The following is a 14,864-nucleotide window of genomic DNA, read 5'->3' on the forward strand; positions in this document are numbered from 1 at the left end:
GCACGGATCCCGGTGGTGCCCATAAAAAAACGGGCCCGCGATGGCGAGCCCGTTAAACTCGTGTCGTTCTGATTCACCAGTGGCGATGATGCCAGTGATGATGGTAATGCCGATGCCACCGCACTTCCGTCGTCGAGGCCTTCGAATCTTCCTGGATCGCAGTGGCGGTGGCGGGATTTGCCAACGACAGCGCATGAGCTTGCTGGGCTGGAGCGGCAAGGACCAATACCGCACCAATTGCAGCGAGGCCCAGAACTCTCGTCATCTTCATTGATATCTCCCCTTCGGTGATCGGATGCCATGCCAGCGCCAAGCGGCCGATCTCATCAGCCGCTCACCCCAGCGCAGACCACAAGCTGGGAGGGAGCGACATCAACTGCTAGTGATCATCTGCGCCGGGGTGGTCAATGCACGGCTTGCGGACAGGTTCCGCGGCCCGTGCAAGATTTTATTCGTGTGTCACAAAACCCTCCCAATCGCGCCGCCGTAGCTTGTGGCAAGCATAGGAGGAGATCGCGATGGGCTTCCGTCTTCGATGGCAGTCGTGCCGTGGGGTCGCGGCGGCACCGCTGCTGACCTTAGGCTCTCATGCCGCGCTGGCCTCGCAAGGCCCCGGCGGCGGTCCTGGCACCGCCAGCCCGTCGACGCAGCTTGTGATGGCGATTGTGGTCTATGGCAGCGCGGCGTTACTTCTCGTCGCCGGGCTGATCGGCGCGCTCAAGCGAAGGCTCTAACTTCAGCCGCGGCGCCACACGCAGGTCATGTGCGGCACGATCACCGTGCCGCTCGGCCGAAATTCCTGCACATAGGAGGCATTGCAAACCCGAACCGCATTGGGTCCGGGATTGTAGCGCGGATAAACCCCGTCCGGCTCGGCCAGGTAGCGGGGGAAAACCCGAATCCGCCGCGGCGGACGGGCCGGCTGCGCGAGAGGCTCTCCAGTCGTACCCTGCGCGGTTCGCGTGCCCTGCGACGCCGTCTGCGCTTCGGCGCCAGATGCCAACAACGAACACGCGGCCATCAGGCCCACCGAGAAGGCCACCAAAATCGCCTGTTGCTGCTTACGCATTTTCACGCCCGCCCATCCCCGAAAGCCGCCCTACGGTCTCCGATTGCAGCGGCAACGTCAACCGGATAGCGGCCCGCCCTGACATCAGCCGTTCCCGCTGTGGCTATTTGGTCAGCCGTCGGCTCGCACGCCGTTGCGAAGATGCTCTATAACGCCGCCATGTGGACATCAGCCAAAGCGCCGTCGCTCGCCGAAATGGAGGCCTTGGCGCATGACGTCCTGGCGCGGCTGCCGAAAACCTTCCGCGATCTGTGCGAGGGCGTCATCGTCCGAGTGGAAGATTTTCCGACGGAAGAAATTCTCGACGACATGGGCGCGGAAAGCGAGTTCGACCTGCTTGGCCTGTTTCAGGGGATCGGCCTGCCGCAGCAGAGCCATAGCGACAATGCCCGCCTGCCTAACCTGATCTGGCTCTACCGGCGGCCAATCCTGGATTACTGGGCCGAACATGACGAAGCGTTGGGGCGAATCGTGCGCCATGTGCTGATCCACGAGATCGGGCATCATTTCGGCCTCTCCGACGACGACATGGCCGCCATTGAAGCATCAGTGGATTGAAACGGCTTTTTGCCCTTTTATGACGGCGTCATTCGCGATAAACCACGCCTGCAAATTGCTTTTGCCCGTTCCAACCAAAAAGTGCTCCGATGGAAAAATTCACCACGCTGGAAGGCGTTGCGGCGTGGCTGAAGATCATCAATGTCGACACCGACATGATCATCCCCAAGCAGTATTTGAAGACCATCAAGCGCACCGGCCTTGGCAAGGGATTGTTCTCGGAGCAGCGTTACAAGGACGACGGCAGCGAGAACCCCGATTTCATCCTCAACAAGCCTGGTTATCGCAATTCCAAGGTGCTGGTTGCCGGCGACAATTTCGGCTGCGGCTCGAGCCGGGAGCATGCGCCGTGGGCGTTGCTCGATTTCGGCATCCGCTGCGTCATCTCGACCTCGTTCGGCGACATCTTCTACAACAACTGCTTCAAGAACGGCATTCTGCCGATCCGCGTTGCCCAGGAAGACCTCGACAAACTGTTCGACGATGCCGAGCGCGGCGCGAACGCGACCCTGACCATCGATCTCGCCAATCAGGAAATCCGTGGCCCCGACGGGGGCACCGTGAAATTCGAGATCGATGCGTTCCGCAAGCATTGCTTGATCAACGGGCTCGACGATATCGGCCTGACCATGGAGAAGAAGCCGTCGATCGATGCCTATGAGGCCAAGCTGAAAGAGCGCGCTTGGGCTTGAGGCGTGGCTTGAGACGAATTTTCGTCACGCGAACCAGTATCGCTTGAAACGCTATGTGGGTGACGCGTGCTGCCTGAGATCGTCACCTTCTGGCACGGCCCGCTCGACGGCTTGCGCAGGCTGTGCCTGCGTTCGCAGGTCGCAGCCGGCCACAAGGTAACCGTCTATAGTTTCGATCCGGTCGCACAATTGCCGGATGGCGTCGGCAACGCGGAAGCCGAAGCGATACTCCCGCACACTTTTGCCGATCGCTTGCGCCCCACCGGACCCGACGGCGTCTGGCGCGACCGGACGATACTTCAATTCTCGGACTTTTTCCGAATGCGGCTGATGGCCAGGAATACGTCAGAGAGCGCGGGCGTGTGGCTCGATGCCGACATTCTGCTGCTCAAAAGCATCGAGATCGATCCCACCAAACCTTATTTCGCCTGGGAGCAGGCGCGTCAGCTCGGCAATTCGGTTTTGTATCTGCCGCCGAACGATCCGATCGTCGCCGCGTTCGACGCGTTGATGGCGCAGGACGAGTTGACGCCGGACTGGCTGTCGCTTCGCCATCGGCTGACGTTCCTGATGCACAGGCTGCGCGGGACCAAGCGCGTCTCGGACGTCCGGCTGGCGATCTTCGGTCCGGCGGCGCTTACCGCGCTCGCCCGCCGTACCGGCGAATTGAGCTACGCGCTGCCGAAAAACTCGTTCTATGCCGTGCACGCCGAGCCGAAACTGTTCTTCGAGCCGCGGGATTTTTCGGCGCTGATCCGCGATCCCGGCATTATCGGATTCCACATCTCGCCAAAGGGCCGTGGCAACCAGCAGCCGGTACCGGGCAGCCTGCACGCCTGGGCGGCGGAACGCTTCGGCTCATCTTGAGAAACCCGGCAACTTCGGCGCCGGGCACATTGATCTAGCGCAACAACCGACCTGGGACAGAACGCCATGATGCGCTAGCGCATAATGGAGCGATTTCATGAAGGCTCAGGATCATTCACTTTCCACTTTCGACCGACTGACGCAGACGTTTTGCGAATGGTTGAACCATCGCCGGGAACTCAACGAGTTGCGTCAGCTCAGTCCAGTCGAGTTTAGCCGCGTGGCTAGCGATTTGCAGGTCTCGCCGGCCGACCTCACCGAACTCGTTAATCAGGGGCCGCACGCGGCAGACGAATTGCCGAAATTGCTCGGCGCACTCGGTATCGACGCAGGCGATCTGGCGCGGGTTGAGCCGATGGTACTGCACGACATGGAACGGGTTTGCGCTCTCTGCGGCCAGAAGCGTGAGTGCGATCGCGATCTCGCTGCCGGAACCTCGGGCGGGCGTTATCAGCAATATTGCCAGAATGCCCCGACGATCGCGGGCCTGGATAAATCAGCAAAGCGCTAGAATTCGGCTAGTGGCGTTACGGCGATTTCGCCATCGCTTTGATCGAATCCGCGATCGCAATCGTTCGCCGCGCCATATCGGCGTGCAACCGCTCGACCATCTGTCCCTCGAGCGAAATGGCGCCACGCGCGGCATTTTCCGGCAGTTCGAACGCGGCGATGATCTTGCGAGCGCGTTCCACCTCATCCGCCGGCGGCGTGAAGATGACATTGCAGGCTTCGATCTGGCCGGGATGGATCAGCGTCTTGCCGTCGAAACCGAGATCGCGCGCCTGCGTGCACTCCAGATTGAACCCGTCGATATTGCTGAAATCGCTGTAAGGCCCATCGAGGATTTCGAGGCCATAGGCACGGGCGGCGAGAATGCAGTGGATGAACATCGGCAGCATGATCGCTCGCCCCGGCTGCATGCGGATCCGCGTTTCGCGCGAGATGTCATTGGGTCCGAACGCAAAGCCTGAAAGCCGCGGTTCGACATCGCGCGAGGCCGCCGCCAGTTCTTCCGCATGCAGCACCGCACGCGCGGTCTCGATCATGGCCCAGACCCGCACCGACGGGACGGCATTCGCGTCACGCAGGCTGGTGGCGATGGTGGTGAGATCGGCCACGCTGGAAACTTTTGGAACCAGGATGGCATTGGGCCCGGCTTTGGCCGCCATCTTCGCGTCATCGGCCCAGAACGGTGTGTCCAGCGCGTTGGTCCGGATCCAGACTTCGCGCTTGCCGAAGCCGCCGGCAGCGATCGCCTTCGCAATCTGGTCGCGGGCCAGCCCCTTGGCATCCGGCGCCACCGAATCCTCAAGGTCGAGGATGACGACGTCGGCGGCCAGAATTCGCGCCTTCTCCAGCGCCCGCGCGTTCGACCCGGGCATGAACAGAAGACTGCGGCGCGGACGGACCATGTTTCCCATTCCTTGTCGATTTCAAGCCGGCGGCAGATCCGTCACAGGCCTATTGTTTGAGCGTGATATTTTCGGGTCACGGCTTAACATCTCAAGCCGTGCTTCGAAAGACTTGTTCCCGCCCGTGTCATATGGTTAGCAACTTAGTGTGGCGACACTGGCGTTCCTTCCAGTATCGCAACAACCATCTCGAAGGAACGTCAGCGTCAAAGCCACACTAGAGGCATTTATTTACTAGTGTTCCTTTGGTTCTGACATTCGTAAAGTGCCCGCCGAGATATGAAACGAATGTAAGAACCGGAACACTAGCCATGTCACCGTTCCCGCAGCACCTGATCGACGGCTATCGTACCTTCGCTTCGGAGCGCCTGCCGACCGAGCAATCGCGTTACCGCGAACTGTCCGAGCGCGGCCAGTCACCGGAGGTGATGGTGATCGGTTGCTGCGATTCCCGCGTCTCGCCGGAAGCGATCTTCGATGCGGGCCCCGGTGAATTGTTCGTAGTGCGCAACATCGCCAATCTGGTGCCGGTCTACCAACCCGATGAGGGCGCCCACGGCGTTTCGGCCGCGCTCGAATACGCCGTCAACGTGCTGCGCGTGAAGCACATCGTGGTACTCGGCCACGCCCAATGCGGTGGCATCCGCGCCTTCATCGACAAGATCGAACCGCTGTCGCCGGGTGATTTCATCGGCAAATGGATGGCGATGTTCATCAAGCCCGGCGAGGTCGTCGAGCAACGCGACCACGAGACCATGCAAAAATTCGTCGAGCGAATCGAGAAGGCAGCGGTGTTCCGCAGCCTCGAAAACCTGAAGACGTTTCCCTTCGTGAAGACGCAGGTCGCAAGCGGCGCGCTGAACGTGCATGGCGCCTATTTTGGCGTGGCGGAAGGCTCGCTGTTCGTACTCGATCAGGCGACCAAGGAATTCCGCAGCGCGCGCCAAGGCGAATAATCCGGCGAGTACCTATTCGCTACCATGATCGCTGCCCCAGCGGTCGGACAAGGCCAGTATCAGCGCCGAGATTACAAACACCAGATGCACGCCGACCAGCCAGGCCAGCTTTTGCGGTTCGAAGACCGTGTCGATGCTCATAAAGGCCTTCAACACCTGGATTGCCGAAATCGCCACGATCGAAGCGAGCATCTTTTGCTTCAATCCCGCAAAATCGACCTTGGTCATCCATTCCGGCCAGTCCGGGTGGTCGCCCGGGTTGAGTCGCGAGACGAAATTCTCGTAACCCGAAAACACCACGATCAGGATCAGATTGCCGACCAGCGAGACGTCAATCAGACTGAGCGCACCGAGGATGATATCGGCTTCTGTGGCGACCGGCGCATGGATGATGAACTCCCACAGCTTCGTGAAGAATTTGAACAACATCACTGCGAGGCAGATGACGAGGCCGAGATAGAACGGCGCCATCAGCCAGCGGCTGTTGAACAGGATGCTTTCGAAGCCGTGCTCGACGCGCTTGAGCGTTGGGTTTGGCCGATAGGGAGCTGGTTGTTCGGTCATCGCGGCGCCCCCGTTATTTCTTGAGCATGACCTTGTCGGAAAACCGCTTCACACTTTTCCGGATCATGCTCTCGCGCGGCCTTACGCCGCCTTCTTCTTGGCGCTGAGCAGTTTCCGGTTGATCAGAACTTCCGCGATCTGGATCGCGTTCAGTGCGGCCCCCTTGCGCAGGTTGTCCGACACGCACCACAGCACAATCCCGTTGTCCACTGTCGGATCGGCGCGAATGCGGCTGATATAGGTGGCGTCCTCGCCGGCCGCTTCATACGGGGTGACGTAACCGCCGGGCTCGTGCTTGTCGATGACGAGGCAACCGGGCGAGCGGCGCAGGATCTCGCGCGCCTCGTCCGGCGAGATCGGGTTCTCGAACTCGATCGTGACGGCTTCCGAGTGGCCGACGAACACCGGCACGCGCACGCAGGTCGCGGTCAGCTTGATTTTGGGATCAAGAATCTTCTTGGTCTCCATCATCATCTTCCACTCTTCCTTGGTGTAGCCGTCCTCCATGAACACGTCGATCTCGGGAATGACGTTGAAAGCGATACGCTTGGGGAATTTCTTGTTGACTAGTTCGCTGTTGGTGTAGACGGCCTTGGTCTGCGTGAACAGTTCGTCCATCGCATCCTTGCCAGCGCCCGACACCGACTGATAGGTCGCAACCACGACGCGCTTGATGACGGCCTTGTCATGCAACGGCTTGAGCGCCACCACAAGCTGCGCGGTCGAGCAGTTCGGGTTCGCAATGATGTTCTTCTTGGCAAAGCCCGCGACGGCGTCCGCATTGACCTCAGGCACGATCAGCGGGACGTCCGGATCCATCCGCCAGGCGGAAGAGTTGTCGATCACGACGGTGCCGGCGGCGCCGATCTTCGGCGACCATTCCTTCGACACTGAACCGCCCGCCGACATCAGGCAGATATCGACGTCGGAGAAATCGAAATTCTCGAGCGCTTTGACCTTCAGGGTCCGGTCGCCATAGGAGACTTCAACGCCCATGCTTCGGCGTGACGCGAGCGCCACGACTTCGTCAGCAGGGAATTTACGCTCGTCCAGAATGTTGAGCATTTCCCGCCCCACATTGCCGGTCGCGCCGACCACAGCGACTTTGTAACCCATCGTTCACTCTCCGAAGAAAAAAGCTCGGCCCCCGCATGACGCGGAAAGGGAAGAGGTAGTGGTCCGGTTCTAAAATTCGCATCCCTTCGCGGCGGGCACGCTTGCGAATGTTAGAACCAAAGGACCACTGCCAAATAGTTTGCCGTGGAGTTTTGGATTTGACATTCGCCCGAAGGGTTCGCGGCTGGTGGGTCGCGAATATCAAATCCACTCCACGGCGCTTCTATGCGAGAAACGCCGTTAAGACAACGTTAGACGGGGCTTTCCGCGTCTTTCGGCGCCTCGGGCCCCTGATGCAATCCAATCCAGATTCTCGTTTCCACATTCATCCGGCGCTGACGAGCTTTGCCGACGAATGCTGCGCGACGCTGGCGCGCCTGATCGCCTATGTGGGGGCGCTTGCCCTTTTTGCCATTTTCGGCCTGAATTTCTGGGATCAGTTGCAGCTCAATACCGCCGATGCCGAGCCGGCCGACCGGCCCGGTTTTACGTTGGCGACCCGCTCGCGCCCGGCATTTGCTGTGAGCTCGCTTGATCCTCCAGAAAAATCAGAGAGTTATGAGATATTCCGGCATCCCTCCGGCGGTCGGAAGGACATTTTCCATTGGGGCCCGCCGGACGAAAAGCCGGTGGCCGAGCTCGAAATCTACCGTCCAGGCGGGGAGTTCGACCCATCGGAGCCTCCGGCCGCCGATCTCGCCGCGCGCTTGATGCAAGAAAACCCGCAAGGACGCCCACAAGGGTTGGAGGCTGCCGGCGTCATCGACAGCAAATTCGGCACCCTGGCGCTGTTCCGGTTTCCCGGCCGCTTGGACCCGGCAAGATCCTGCCTCGGCTTCATCAAGCGTTTTGGCGATCATCCGGCTTTGCAAATCTCGGGCTGGTCGTGTCAAGGAGCCACGCTGTCGGCGCGACCGGCCGCGATTGGCTGCATACTCGATCGGCTGACCCTGCTTGCTTCCGGAAATGAACCCAAACTGGCCGAATTGTTCGCCCGCTCCGAACTCCGGCGCAGCGGTTGTGGCGCGTCCGCCTCACTTTCGGCGGACTGGGTGACGGGCGCCGAGAACCCTCGCCTGCGCGGGACGCTGTAACGACAGAAGTCCTGCCAAGAGACTGGTTTTCAAGCGGCTTTTTCGACCGCCCGACATTATTATGACCTAGTGTGGCCCGATTGACCTTGTGACGGCGAGGCCCGCCGCTAAAATGGCCGCCGAACGACGATGGCGGCCTTTCGCCTTAAGAGGATCCGATGACCCCAAGAATTCCAGCCGCGAACAAAGTTGCGGTGTTGTTTGCCGCTGTCGCCATTGGTGCCGTCGGTTTCGCTGCCTCGCCGGCCGGTGCGCAGACGGCCAACCCGACACAAAAGCCCCCGAAAGAAGCCAAGCGTCAACTCGACAACCGTGGGCGTCCCTTTTACGGGCCGAGCGGCCCGAACGTATCCTATCAGCAGGGAAACACCCGCATCTTCGTCAGCAAACGATCGTGGCTCGATGCCGGGACTGAAGTGCTGCCGGGCGACCGCAAGTTCACCGATTACGCGTTCCCGCCGGAACTCGGCTATCCGTCGTTCGCGCGCGAGAACAACAACCGTCCGATCGACCGCTCGCCCATGAACCCGCCCTCGGATATGGGCGGCTACCCGTCGCGAATTCCGCTGCCTTACTGATTGCCAATAGCGGCCCGCTAGCGCGCCTTGTCCCTTCGAACGCAGGGACAAGCGTCGGCATACGTTTAGCTGTGTGAAGCCTGCAGCTCTTTCAGGATCGCGTCGCCGATCTGCGCGGTCGACACCGCCGTGGTGCCTTCGGATTTGATGTCCGCGGTGCGCATTCCCTTGGCGAGCACGGCCGCAATCGCGGCATCGACCTTGTCGGCGAGCGCGCCGAGGTCGAAAGAATAGCGCAGCGCCATCCCGAACGACGAGATCATCGCGATCGGATTGGCGAGCCCCTTGCCCGCGATATCGGGCGCCGAACCGTGCACCGGCTCGAAAAGCGATTTCCGCTTTTTGCTCTTGGCGTCGATCTCGCCGAGCGAAGCCGACGGCAGCATGCCGAGCGAACCGGTCAGCATCGCGGCGATATCCGACAGCATGTCGCCGAACAGATTGTCCGTGACGATGACGTCGAACTGCTTCGGCGCCTTCACCAGATTCATGCCGCCGGAATCGGCGAGCTGATGCTCGAGCTGAACATCCTTGTATTCGCGGACGTGAACCTGGGTAACGACCTCGTTCCAGAGCACGCCGGATTTCATCACATTGCGCTTTTCCATCGAGGTCAGCTTGTTGCGGCGCTTGCGCGCCAGATCAAAAGCGACGCGCGCGATGCGCTCGATCTCGTAGGTGTCGTAAACCTGGGTATCGATCGCGCGCTTCTGGCCGTTGCCGAGATCGGTGATCGTCTTCGGCTCGCCGAAATAAACGCCGCCGGTGAGTTCGCGCACGATCATGATATCGAGCCCCTCGACGACCTCGCGCTTCAGGCTGGAAGCTTCCGCCAGCGCCGGATAACACACGGCCGGACGCAGGTTCGCAAACAGGCCAAGATCCTTGCGCAGCCGCAACAGTCCGGCCTCGGGCCGTGCGTCATAGGGGACGCTGTCCCATTTCGGCCCTCCGACCGCGCCGAAGATCACCGCATCGGCGGCGCTGGCCTGCGCCATGGTCGCGTCCGTGATGCTCTGCTTGCTCGCGTCATAGGCGGCGCCGCCGACCAGCCCTTCTTCGGTAGTAAAATGCGCGATCCCTTGCGCGTTAATCCAGGCGATCAGGCGCTTGACCTCGTCCATCACCTCAGGGCCGATGCCGTCGCCGGGAAGAAGCAGCAGTTTGTAGGTCGCCATGATCAATCGCCTTTTGAGAAACAGCCGATGCGCGGGAAGTGCTAATGCGCCCCTGCGCCGATGGCAAGACGCCATCGCTGGACTCGTTTCCCGCCGGGGAGATGGCGGTCGGAAAAGGCAGTCTACCGACGGTTAGCTCCCGCTGAACGAATTATAGCCCTGGTCTTCCCAGTAGCCGCCTTTGTAGTCGTTGGTGACTTCCATCGAGATCACGTATTTCGGGTTCTTGAAGCCGAGCTTGGTCGGCACCCGGATCTTCATGGGGAAACCGTAGGCGCGCGGCAGGATTTCGTCACCAAACTTGAACGTCATCTGGGTTTGCGGATGCAGCGCCGTGCGCATATCGAGCGGCGAGTTGTAGCCTTCCTTGTCGGCGCACTGGAACCAGCAATATTTGGCACGGGTGTCGGCGCCGACCAGTTTGAGAAAATCGCGCAACGGCGTTCCGGTCCAGTTTCCGATCGCGCTCCAGCCTTCCACGCAGATATGGCGCGTCACCTGTTTGACCTGCGGCAGCTTGTAGAGCTCCTCCAGGGTCCATGATTTCTTGTTGTCGACGAGCCCCCGCACCTCGAGCTTCCAGTCGGCGCCGTCAACCTCCGGCGCATCGTCGATCTCGTAATAGGCATTGAACGGAAATGGCTTGGTGATCGCGCTTTCCGGGAACGTCGGCGCCATCGCATCGGGATTGAAAATGAACGCCTGCACGGCGTCGTTAAACTTGGAAATTTTCGCGAGCATCTGATCGGCGGAGGAAGAATCCACGACGTCACAACCGGTCAGAAGCGCTAACGCCCCAAGGCTGGCGCCGCCGGCGATGAAGCGCCGGCGCGCCAGATCCGGCATTACCTTGGTCGCATCCTTGATCAACAATTGCTTGTCGACGCCCGGGATCAGAAGCTTGCGAAGTCGGCCCATGATTTGTCTCCCATGTTTTGTTCAGCGGCCAATGATCATGGCGCGCAGGCTCTTCGGCACCAGAAGGGCCAGAAGAACATGGATTACCAGGAAGGCGACGATCGCGGACATGCAGAAGAAGTGCACGTAACGCGCGATATCGTAGCCGCCGAACAGCGCGGTGAGGTACTGCAACTGCACCGGTTTCCAGATCGACAGTCCCGAGAGCACGATGACGATGCCGACGGCAATGATGCCGGCGTAGAGGATCTTCTGCACCTGATTGTATTTGCTCAGGTCGTCATGCGAGAGCTTGAAGGTCAGCGCCGCGGTGACGTCGGAAATGATCCCGCGCACAGAAATCGGAAACAGCTTCTTGGCGAAACGCCCGGTCGCAAAACCCGTGATCAGATAAGCAAGGCCATTGATCATCAACAGCCACATCGCGGCGAAATGCCAGAGCAGTGCGCCGCCGAGCCAGCCGCCGAGCGTGATCGAATGCGAGAAGGTCAGCGATTTAAACAATGGCGAGGCGTTGTAGACCTGCAAGCCCGACATGATCATCAGGATGATCGCGACCGCGTTGGTCCAGTGCATCGCCCGCACCCAGGCCGGTTGAATGACCCTTGAGGCGTTTGCGGTATTTCCCTGGGTAGCTGCAAGGCTGGACATGATGTTCCCGTCGCTGAAAGCCGATAATCCCAATATACGCCGGAAGCCGGGGTTTCGTTACTGCCAAAACGGGTCACCAATTGCCAAGGCATCTCCGTCCAGCGAGCCCGATTTGGCGGTCAAAAGGCTGCGAGCCGGGTTTCCCCGGCTCGCGAGAGGCGAAATATTACGACGCCGGCAACAGAACGGTGTCGATCACATGGATCACGCCGTTCGATTGATTGACGTTCGAGATCGTGATCGCGGCAGTGTCGCCCTTGGCGTCCACGATCCAGGTCTTGCCGTCCGCCTTCTTCACGGTCAGTTGTTCGCCCTCGACCGTCTTCAGCATTTTGCCGTCGGTCAGGTCGGAAGCCTCGAGTTTGCCGGCGACAACGTGATAGGTGAGGATTTTGGTCAGGGTAGCCTTGTTCTCGGGCTTCACCAGATTATCGACGGTGCCAGCCGGCAACTTGCCGAAGGCCGCATTGGTCGGCGCGAAGACCGTGAACGGCCCCTTGCCTTCCAGCGTCTCAACAAGACCGGCAGCCTTCACGGCTGCAACCAGCGTCGTGTGATCCTTCGAGTTCACGGCGTTCTGGATGATATTCTTGGACGGAAACATCGCGGCGCCGCCGACCATGACGGTCTTTTCCTGGGCGCTGACCGGCGCGACGACGGTCGCCGTCAGAGCGAGGGCGCCAAAAGCAACGGCTGAAAGCAGAGCAATACGCTTGGACATGGAAACGTCTCCCGATTGGTAAACGGCTCGCGGACATCCGCGGCCGATGAAGGGTTGCAACGACGACGGAGCCGAGGGCTTGGAAAGTCTGGGGTTGACTGCGTCGTCGTTGGCCTGAGCTACGGGAGAGTTTTGCGGCCGGTTTCGAACAAAGATTCTTTGCGTCCAGTGAAACTATCGGCCGGGACGAACGTGATTAGTTCCGGCGTGCGCAAATCATCCGGACATGCCCCCTGCTTCGCATCGGGCCGATCGAGATTTCATCGCCATTGGCTTTGCCACGACCGCTGGTCGGGCGGGCCACGCATTTGCCGCTATTTGACAGGCAAACCGTCGGTTGCGCGGCAAAGGGCCTCTTTGCTAGTGAGGCCTCGACAAATAATGTGATGATGGCAACCGCCGCACCCCGCCGACCGGATGACGCATGAACGCGCAGCAGACCCATATCAACGCCAACCTGTTTTCCCGCCTGTTTGACGGCCTCGACGATCCGAAACGACTGGCGATCGAGACCGTCGATGGCAAGCACATCAGCTACGGCGATTTGATCGCGCGCGCCGGGCAGATCGCGAATGTGCTGGTCGACCGTGGCGTCAAGCCCGGCGACCGGGTCGCCGCCCAGACTGAAAAATCAGTGACGGGGCTCGTGCTCTATCTTGCGACGGTGCGCGTCGGCGCGGTTTATCTGCCGCTCAACACCGCCTATACGCTCAACGAGCTCGAATATTTCATCACCGACGCCGAGCCGTCGCTGGTGGTGTGCGACCCTTCGAAAGCGTCGGGGATCGGCCCGATCGCGGCCAAGGTCGGCGCCAAGGTCGAAACGCTCGGACCCGACGGCAAGGGATCGCTTACCGAAGCCGCCGACAAGGCATCGTCCGCCTTTACGACCGTGCCGCGTGCCGACGATGATCTCGCCGCGATCCTCTACACCTCCGGCACCACCGGGCGGTCCAAGGGCGCGATGCTGACGCATGATAATCTGGCGTCGAACTCGCTCACGCTGGTCGATTACTGGGGCTTCACCGACAAGGACGTCCTGATCCACGCGCTGCCGATCTATCATACCCACGGCCTGTTCGTCGCAAGCAACGTCACGCTGTTTGCGCGGGCCTCGATGATCTTCCTGCCGAAATTCGATCCGGATCTGATCATCAAGCTGATGGCGCGCGCAACCGTGATGATGGGTGTGCCGACCTTCTACACGCGGCTGTTGCAGAACCCCGCACTGAACAAGGAAGCCACCAAGCATATGCGGCTGTTCGTGTCGGGCTCGGCGCCGCTTTTGGCCGATACCCATCGTGAATGGTCTGCCCGCACCGGCCATGCCGTGCTCGAGCGCTACGGCATGACCGAAACCAACATGAACACGTCCAACCCATATGACGGCGAACGCGTCGCCGGCGCGGTCGGCCACGCTTTGCCGGGCGTCTCGGTGCGCGTCACCGATCCCGAGACCGGCAAGGAACTGGCGCGTGACGAAATCGGTATGATCGAGGTCAAAGGCCCCAACGTCTTCAAGGGCTATTGGCGGATGCCGGAAAAGACCAAGGCCGAATTCCGCAGCGACGGCTTCTTCATCACCGGCGACCTCGGCAAGATCGACGCCAAGGATTACGTCCACATTCTCGGCCGCGGCAAGGATCTCGTGATCTCCGGCGGTTTTAATGTCTATCCCAAGGAGATCGAGAGCGAGATCGACGCTATGCCCGGTGTGATCGAATCCGCCGTCATCGGCGTGCCGCATGCCGATTTCGGCGAGGGCGTCACCGCGGTGCTCGTTTGCGACAAGGGCGCCAAGGTCGATGAAGCCTCGGTCTTGCATGCACTCGACGGACGGCTCGCGAAGTTCAAGATGCCGAAGCGCGTATTCGTGGTCGACGAATTGCCGCGCAACGCGATGGGCAAGGTGCAGAAGAATATTTTGCGCGACACGTACAAGGATATCTATACGGCCAAGTAATTCCGGATACGAACTGCAAGGGGGTTAAGGCAGTGGTAAGCCGAGACAGCGCGGAAAGGCTTGTTTCGTACTTGGAGGACGCCGAAGAGGCCTTGCAGCGTGCTCTTAGGGCCGCCTCGATCTGCTCTACGAGGCTATCGCAGCTCTAAATTCCGATGTCTGGAAGCCAATCTACGATGCATACCCTGACCTCGCACCGGAATACGAGAGTTTAGAACCGCCGACCATCGACAGCGAATTGAGTTGGGATGAGGTTCGTCTTGAGCCTCCACTTACTACAAAGGATGTCGACGACATTCTATTCCCTCTGCTGAGGTCTCATTAGAAAAGGTCTTGCTCGTTCTCTTCGAAGCACGCGACAGCTGTAATACCAAATCTCAGCAATTGTGACTCGTTGACGATTCCCAAATCAGTTTTGCTCTGATTCATTGGTGGCGAACGACGGAGGTTCGTCATGTCTATTCCAGTATCGTTGCGCGGGGACTTCAAGGCATCTCAACTACGCGCACTTGCCAGGAAAACGAAGG

General features: G+C 60.1%; 18 protein-coding genes. 9 read left to right on the plus strand and 9 right to left on the minus strand.

The window, feature by feature from the left end:
- Nucleotides 1-73: 73 nt before the first annotated feature.
- Nucleotides 74-271, minus strand: coding sequence for a hypothetical protein (locus ABSE61_RS18245; protein WP_423872521.1), 198 nt, complete (start codon nt 269-271; stop codon nt 74-76).
- Between the two features lie 247 nt (nt 272-518).
- Here ABSE61_RS18245 and ABSE61_RS18250 point away from each other — a divergent pair, with 247 nt between their 5' ends.
- Nucleotides 519-734 (plus strand): hypothetical protein, encoded by a 216-nt coding sequence (locus ABSE61_RS18250; protein WP_423872522.1) that lies wholly within the window; start codon nt 519-521, stop codon nt 732-734.
- Between the two features lie 2 nt (nt 735-736).
- Here the strand turns inward: ABSE61_RS18250 and ABSE61_RS18255 are convergent, their stop codons facing one another.
- Complete coding sequence (locus ABSE61_RS18255; RefSeq protein ID WP_423872541.1) at nt 737-1,021, minus strand: hypothetical protein; 285 nt, start codon at nt 1,019-1,021, stop codon at nt 737-739.
- Nucleotides 1,022-1,228: 207 nt separating this feature from the next.
- Between ABSE61_RS18255 and ABSE61_RS18260 the strand changes: the two genes are divergently transcribed.
- The 4 genes from ABSE61_RS18260 to ABSE61_RS18275 all read left to right on the plus strand — a co-directional run bounded on the left by ABSE61_RS18260 (nt 1,229) and on the right by ABSE61_RS18275 (nt 3,697).
- Nucleotides 1,229-1,627, plus strand: coding sequence for a metallopeptidase family protein (locus tag ABSE61_RS18260; protein WP_423872542.1), 399 nt, complete (start codon nt 1,229-1,231; stop codon nt 1,625-1,627).
- An 89-nt stretch (nt 1,628-1,716) separates the two neighbouring features.
- Nucleotides 1,717-2,319, plus strand: coding sequence for a 3-isopropylmalate dehydratase small subunit (gene leuD, locus ABSE61_RS18265; protein ID WP_423872523.1), 603 nt, complete (start codon nt 1,717-1,719; stop codon nt 2,317-2,319).
- Nucleotides 2,320-2,385: 66 nt separating this feature from the next.
- Nucleotides 2,386-3,186, plus strand: coding sequence for a glycosyltransferase family 32 protein (locus ABSE61_RS18270; protein ID WP_423872524.1), 801 nt, complete (start codon nt 2,386-2,388; stop codon nt 3,184-3,186).
- Nucleotides 3,187-3,283: 97 nt separating this feature from the next.
- Nucleotides 3,284-3,697, plus strand: coding sequence for a hypothetical protein (locus ABSE61_RS18275; RefSeq protein ID WP_423872525.1), 414 nt, complete (start codon nt 3,284-3,286; stop codon nt 3,695-3,697).
- A gap of 16 nt (nt 3,698-3,713) precedes the next feature.
- Here the strand turns inward: ABSE61_RS18275 and ABSE61_RS18280 are convergent, their stop codons facing one another.
- On the minus strand, nt 3,714-4,598 hold the full coding sequence (locus ABSE61_RS18280) for an HpcH/HpaI aldolase/citrate lyase family protein (RefSeq protein WP_423872526.1): 885 nt from the start codon (nt 4,596-4,598) through the stop codon (nt 3,714-3,716).
- Between the two features lie 311 nt (nt 4,599-4,909).
- On the opposite strand from ABSE61_RS18280, the gene ABSE61_RS18285 reads away from it, so the two are divergent.
- Nucleotides 4,910-5,554, plus strand: coding sequence for a carbonic anhydrase (locus tag ABSE61_RS18285; protein ID WP_423872527.1), 645 nt, complete (start codon nt 4,910-4,912; stop codon nt 5,552-5,554).
- A gap of 12 nt (nt 5,555-5,566) precedes the next feature.
- Here ABSE61_RS18285 and ABSE61_RS18290 read toward each other — a convergent pair whose 3' ends face one another.
- Both ABSE61_RS18290 and ABSE61_RS18295 read right to left on the minus strand, forming a co-directional pair.
- Nucleotides 5,567-6,118 carry a TIGR00645 family protein gene (locus tag ABSE61_RS18290; RefSeq protein WP_423872528.1) on the minus strand — a complete coding sequence of 184 codons (552 nt, stop codon included), beginning with the start codon at nt 6,116-6,118 and terminating at the stop codon, nt 5,567-5,569.
- 81 nt (nt 6,119-6,199) lie between these two features.
- Nucleotides 6,200-7,234 (minus strand): aspartate-semialdehyde dehydrogenase, encoded by a 1,035-nt coding sequence (locus tag ABSE61_RS18295; protein ID WP_423872529.1) that lies wholly within the window; start codon nt 7,232-7,234, stop codon nt 6,200-6,202.
- Nucleotides 7,235-7,527: 293 nt separating this feature from the next.
- On the opposite strand from ABSE61_RS18295, the gene ABSE61_RS18300 reads away from it, so the two are divergent.
- Together ABSE61_RS18300 and ABSE61_RS18305 are read left to right on the plus strand one after the other, a co-directional pair.
- The gene (locus ABSE61_RS18300) at nt 7,528-8,328 is read left to right on the plus strand and encodes a hypothetical protein (protein ID WP_423872530.1); all 801 of its coding nucleotides are present in this window, start codon (nt 7,528-7,530) and stop codon (nt 8,326-8,328) included.
- Between the two features lie 158 nt (nt 8,329-8,486).
- The gene (locus tag ABSE61_RS18305; protein ID WP_423872531.1) at nt 8,487-8,906 is read left to right on the plus strand and encodes a hypothetical protein; all 420 of its coding nucleotides are present in this window, start codon (nt 8,487-8,489) and stop codon (nt 8,904-8,906) included.
- A gap of 65 nt (nt 8,907-8,971) precedes the next feature.
- Here the strand turns inward: ABSE61_RS18305 and leuB are convergent, their stop codons facing one another.
- From leuB to ABSE61_RS18325, 4 genes are all read right to left on the minus strand, one after another.
- Complete coding sequence (leuB, locus tag ABSE61_RS18310) at nt 8,972-10,084, minus strand: 3-isopropylmalate dehydrogenase (RefSeq protein WP_423872532.1); 1,113 nt, start codon at nt 10,082-10,084, stop codon at nt 8,972-8,974.
- 132 nt (nt 10,085-10,216) lie between these two features.
- The gene (locus ABSE61_RS18315; protein WP_423872533.1) at nt 10,217-11,002 is read right to left on the minus strand and encodes a molybdopterin-dependent oxidoreductase; all 786 of its coding nucleotides are present in this window, start codon (nt 11,000-11,002) and stop codon (nt 10,217-10,219) included.
- Nucleotides 11,003-11,023: 21 nt separating this feature from the next.
- Complete coding sequence (locus ABSE61_RS18320; protein ID WP_423872534.1) at nt 11,024-11,653, minus strand: cytochrome b/b6 domain-containing protein; 630 nt, start codon at nt 11,651-11,653, stop codon at nt 11,024-11,026.
- A 166-nt stretch (nt 11,654-11,819) separates the two neighbouring features.
- Nucleotides 11,820-12,374, minus strand: a complete 555-nt coding sequence (locus tag ABSE61_RS18325; RefSeq protein WP_423872535.1) for a fasciclin domain-containing protein — start codon at nt 12,372-12,374, stop codon at nt 11,820-11,822.
- Between the two features lie 424 nt (nt 12,375-12,798).
- Here ABSE61_RS18325 and ABSE61_RS18330 point away from each other — a divergent pair, with 424 nt between their 5' ends.
- Nucleotides 12,799-14,337 carry a malonate--CoA ligase gene (locus ABSE61_RS18330; RefSeq protein WP_423872536.1) on the plus strand — a complete coding sequence of 513 codons (1,539 nt, stop codon included), beginning with the start codon at nt 12,799-12,801 and terminating at the stop codon, nt 14,335-14,337.
- The last annotated feature ends 527 nt before the right edge of the window (nt 14,338-14,864 follow it).

The organism is Bradyrhizobium sp. (assembly GCF_049519115.1).
Classification (GTDB): Bacteria; Pseudomonadota; Alphaproteobacteria; order Rhizobiales; family Xanthobacteraceae; genus Bradyrhizobium.

Coding starts and splice junctions, on each gene's coding strand:
- ABSE61_RS18320 (WP_423872534.1), bottom strand. CDS start 11,653: ATGTCCAGCCTTGCAGCTACCCAGGGAAATACCGCAAACGCCTCAAGG.
- ABSE61_RS18325 (WP_423872535.1), bottom strand. CDS start 12,374: ATGTCCAAGCGTATTGCTCTGCTTTCAGCCGTTGCTTTTGGCGCCCTC.
- ABSE61_RS18260 (WP_423872542.1), top strand. CDS start 1,229: ATGTGGACATCAGCCAAAGCGCCGTCGCTCGCCGAAATGGAGGCCTTG.
- ABSE61_RS18275 (WP_423872525.1), top strand. CDS start 3,284: ATGAAGGCTCAGGATCATTCACTTTCCACTTTCGACCGACTGACGCAG.
- ABSE61_RS18245 (WP_423872521.1), bottom strand. CDS start 271: ATGAAGATGACGAGAGTTCTGGGCCTCGCTGCAATTGGTGCGGTATTG.
- ABSE61_RS18250 (WP_423872522.1), top strand. CDS start 519: ATGGGCTTCCGTCTTCGATGGCAGTCGTGCCGTGGGGTCGCGGCGGCA.
- ABSE61_RS18330 (WP_423872536.1), top strand. CDS start 12,799: ATGAACGCGCAGCAGACCCATATCAACGCCAACCTGTTTTCCCGCCTG.
- ABSE61_RS18285 (WP_423872527.1), top strand. CDS start 4,910: ATGTCACCGTTCCCGCAGCACCTGATCGACGGCTATCGTACCTTCGCT.
- ABSE61_RS18300 (WP_423872530.1), top strand. CDS start 7,528: ATGCAATCCAATCCAGATTCTCGTTTCCACATTCATCCGGCGCTGACG.
- ABSE61_RS18255 (WP_423872541.1), bottom strand. CDS start 1,021: ATGGCCGCGTGTTCGTTGTTGGCATCTGGCGCCGAAGCGCAGACGGCG.
- ABSE61_RS18295 (WP_423872529.1), bottom strand. CDS start 7,234: ATGGGTTACAAAGTCGCTGTGGTCGGCGCGACCGGCAATGTGGGGCGG.
- ABSE61_RS18290 (WP_423872528.1), bottom strand. CDS start 6,118: ATGACCGAACAACCAGCTCCCTATCGGCCAAACCCAACGCTCAAGCGC.
- ABSE61_RS18280 (WP_423872526.1), bottom strand. CDS start 4,598: ATGGTCCGTCCGCGCCGCAGTCTTCTGTTCATGCCCGGGTCGAACGCG.
- ABSE61_RS18315 (WP_423872533.1), bottom strand. CDS start 11,002: ATGGGCCGACTTCGCAAGCTTCTGATCCCGGGCGTCGACAAGCAATTG.
- leuD (WP_423872523.1), top strand. CDS start 1,717: ATGGAAAAATTCACCACGCTGGAAGGCGTTGCGGCGTGGCTGAAGATC.
- ABSE61_RS18305 (WP_423872531.1), top strand. CDS start 8,487: ATGACCCCAAGAATTCCAGCCGCGAACAAAGTTGCGGTGTTGTTTGCC.
- leuB (WP_423872532.1), bottom strand. CDS start 10,084: ATGGCGACCTACAAACTGCTGCTTCTTCCCGGCGACGGCATCGGCCCT.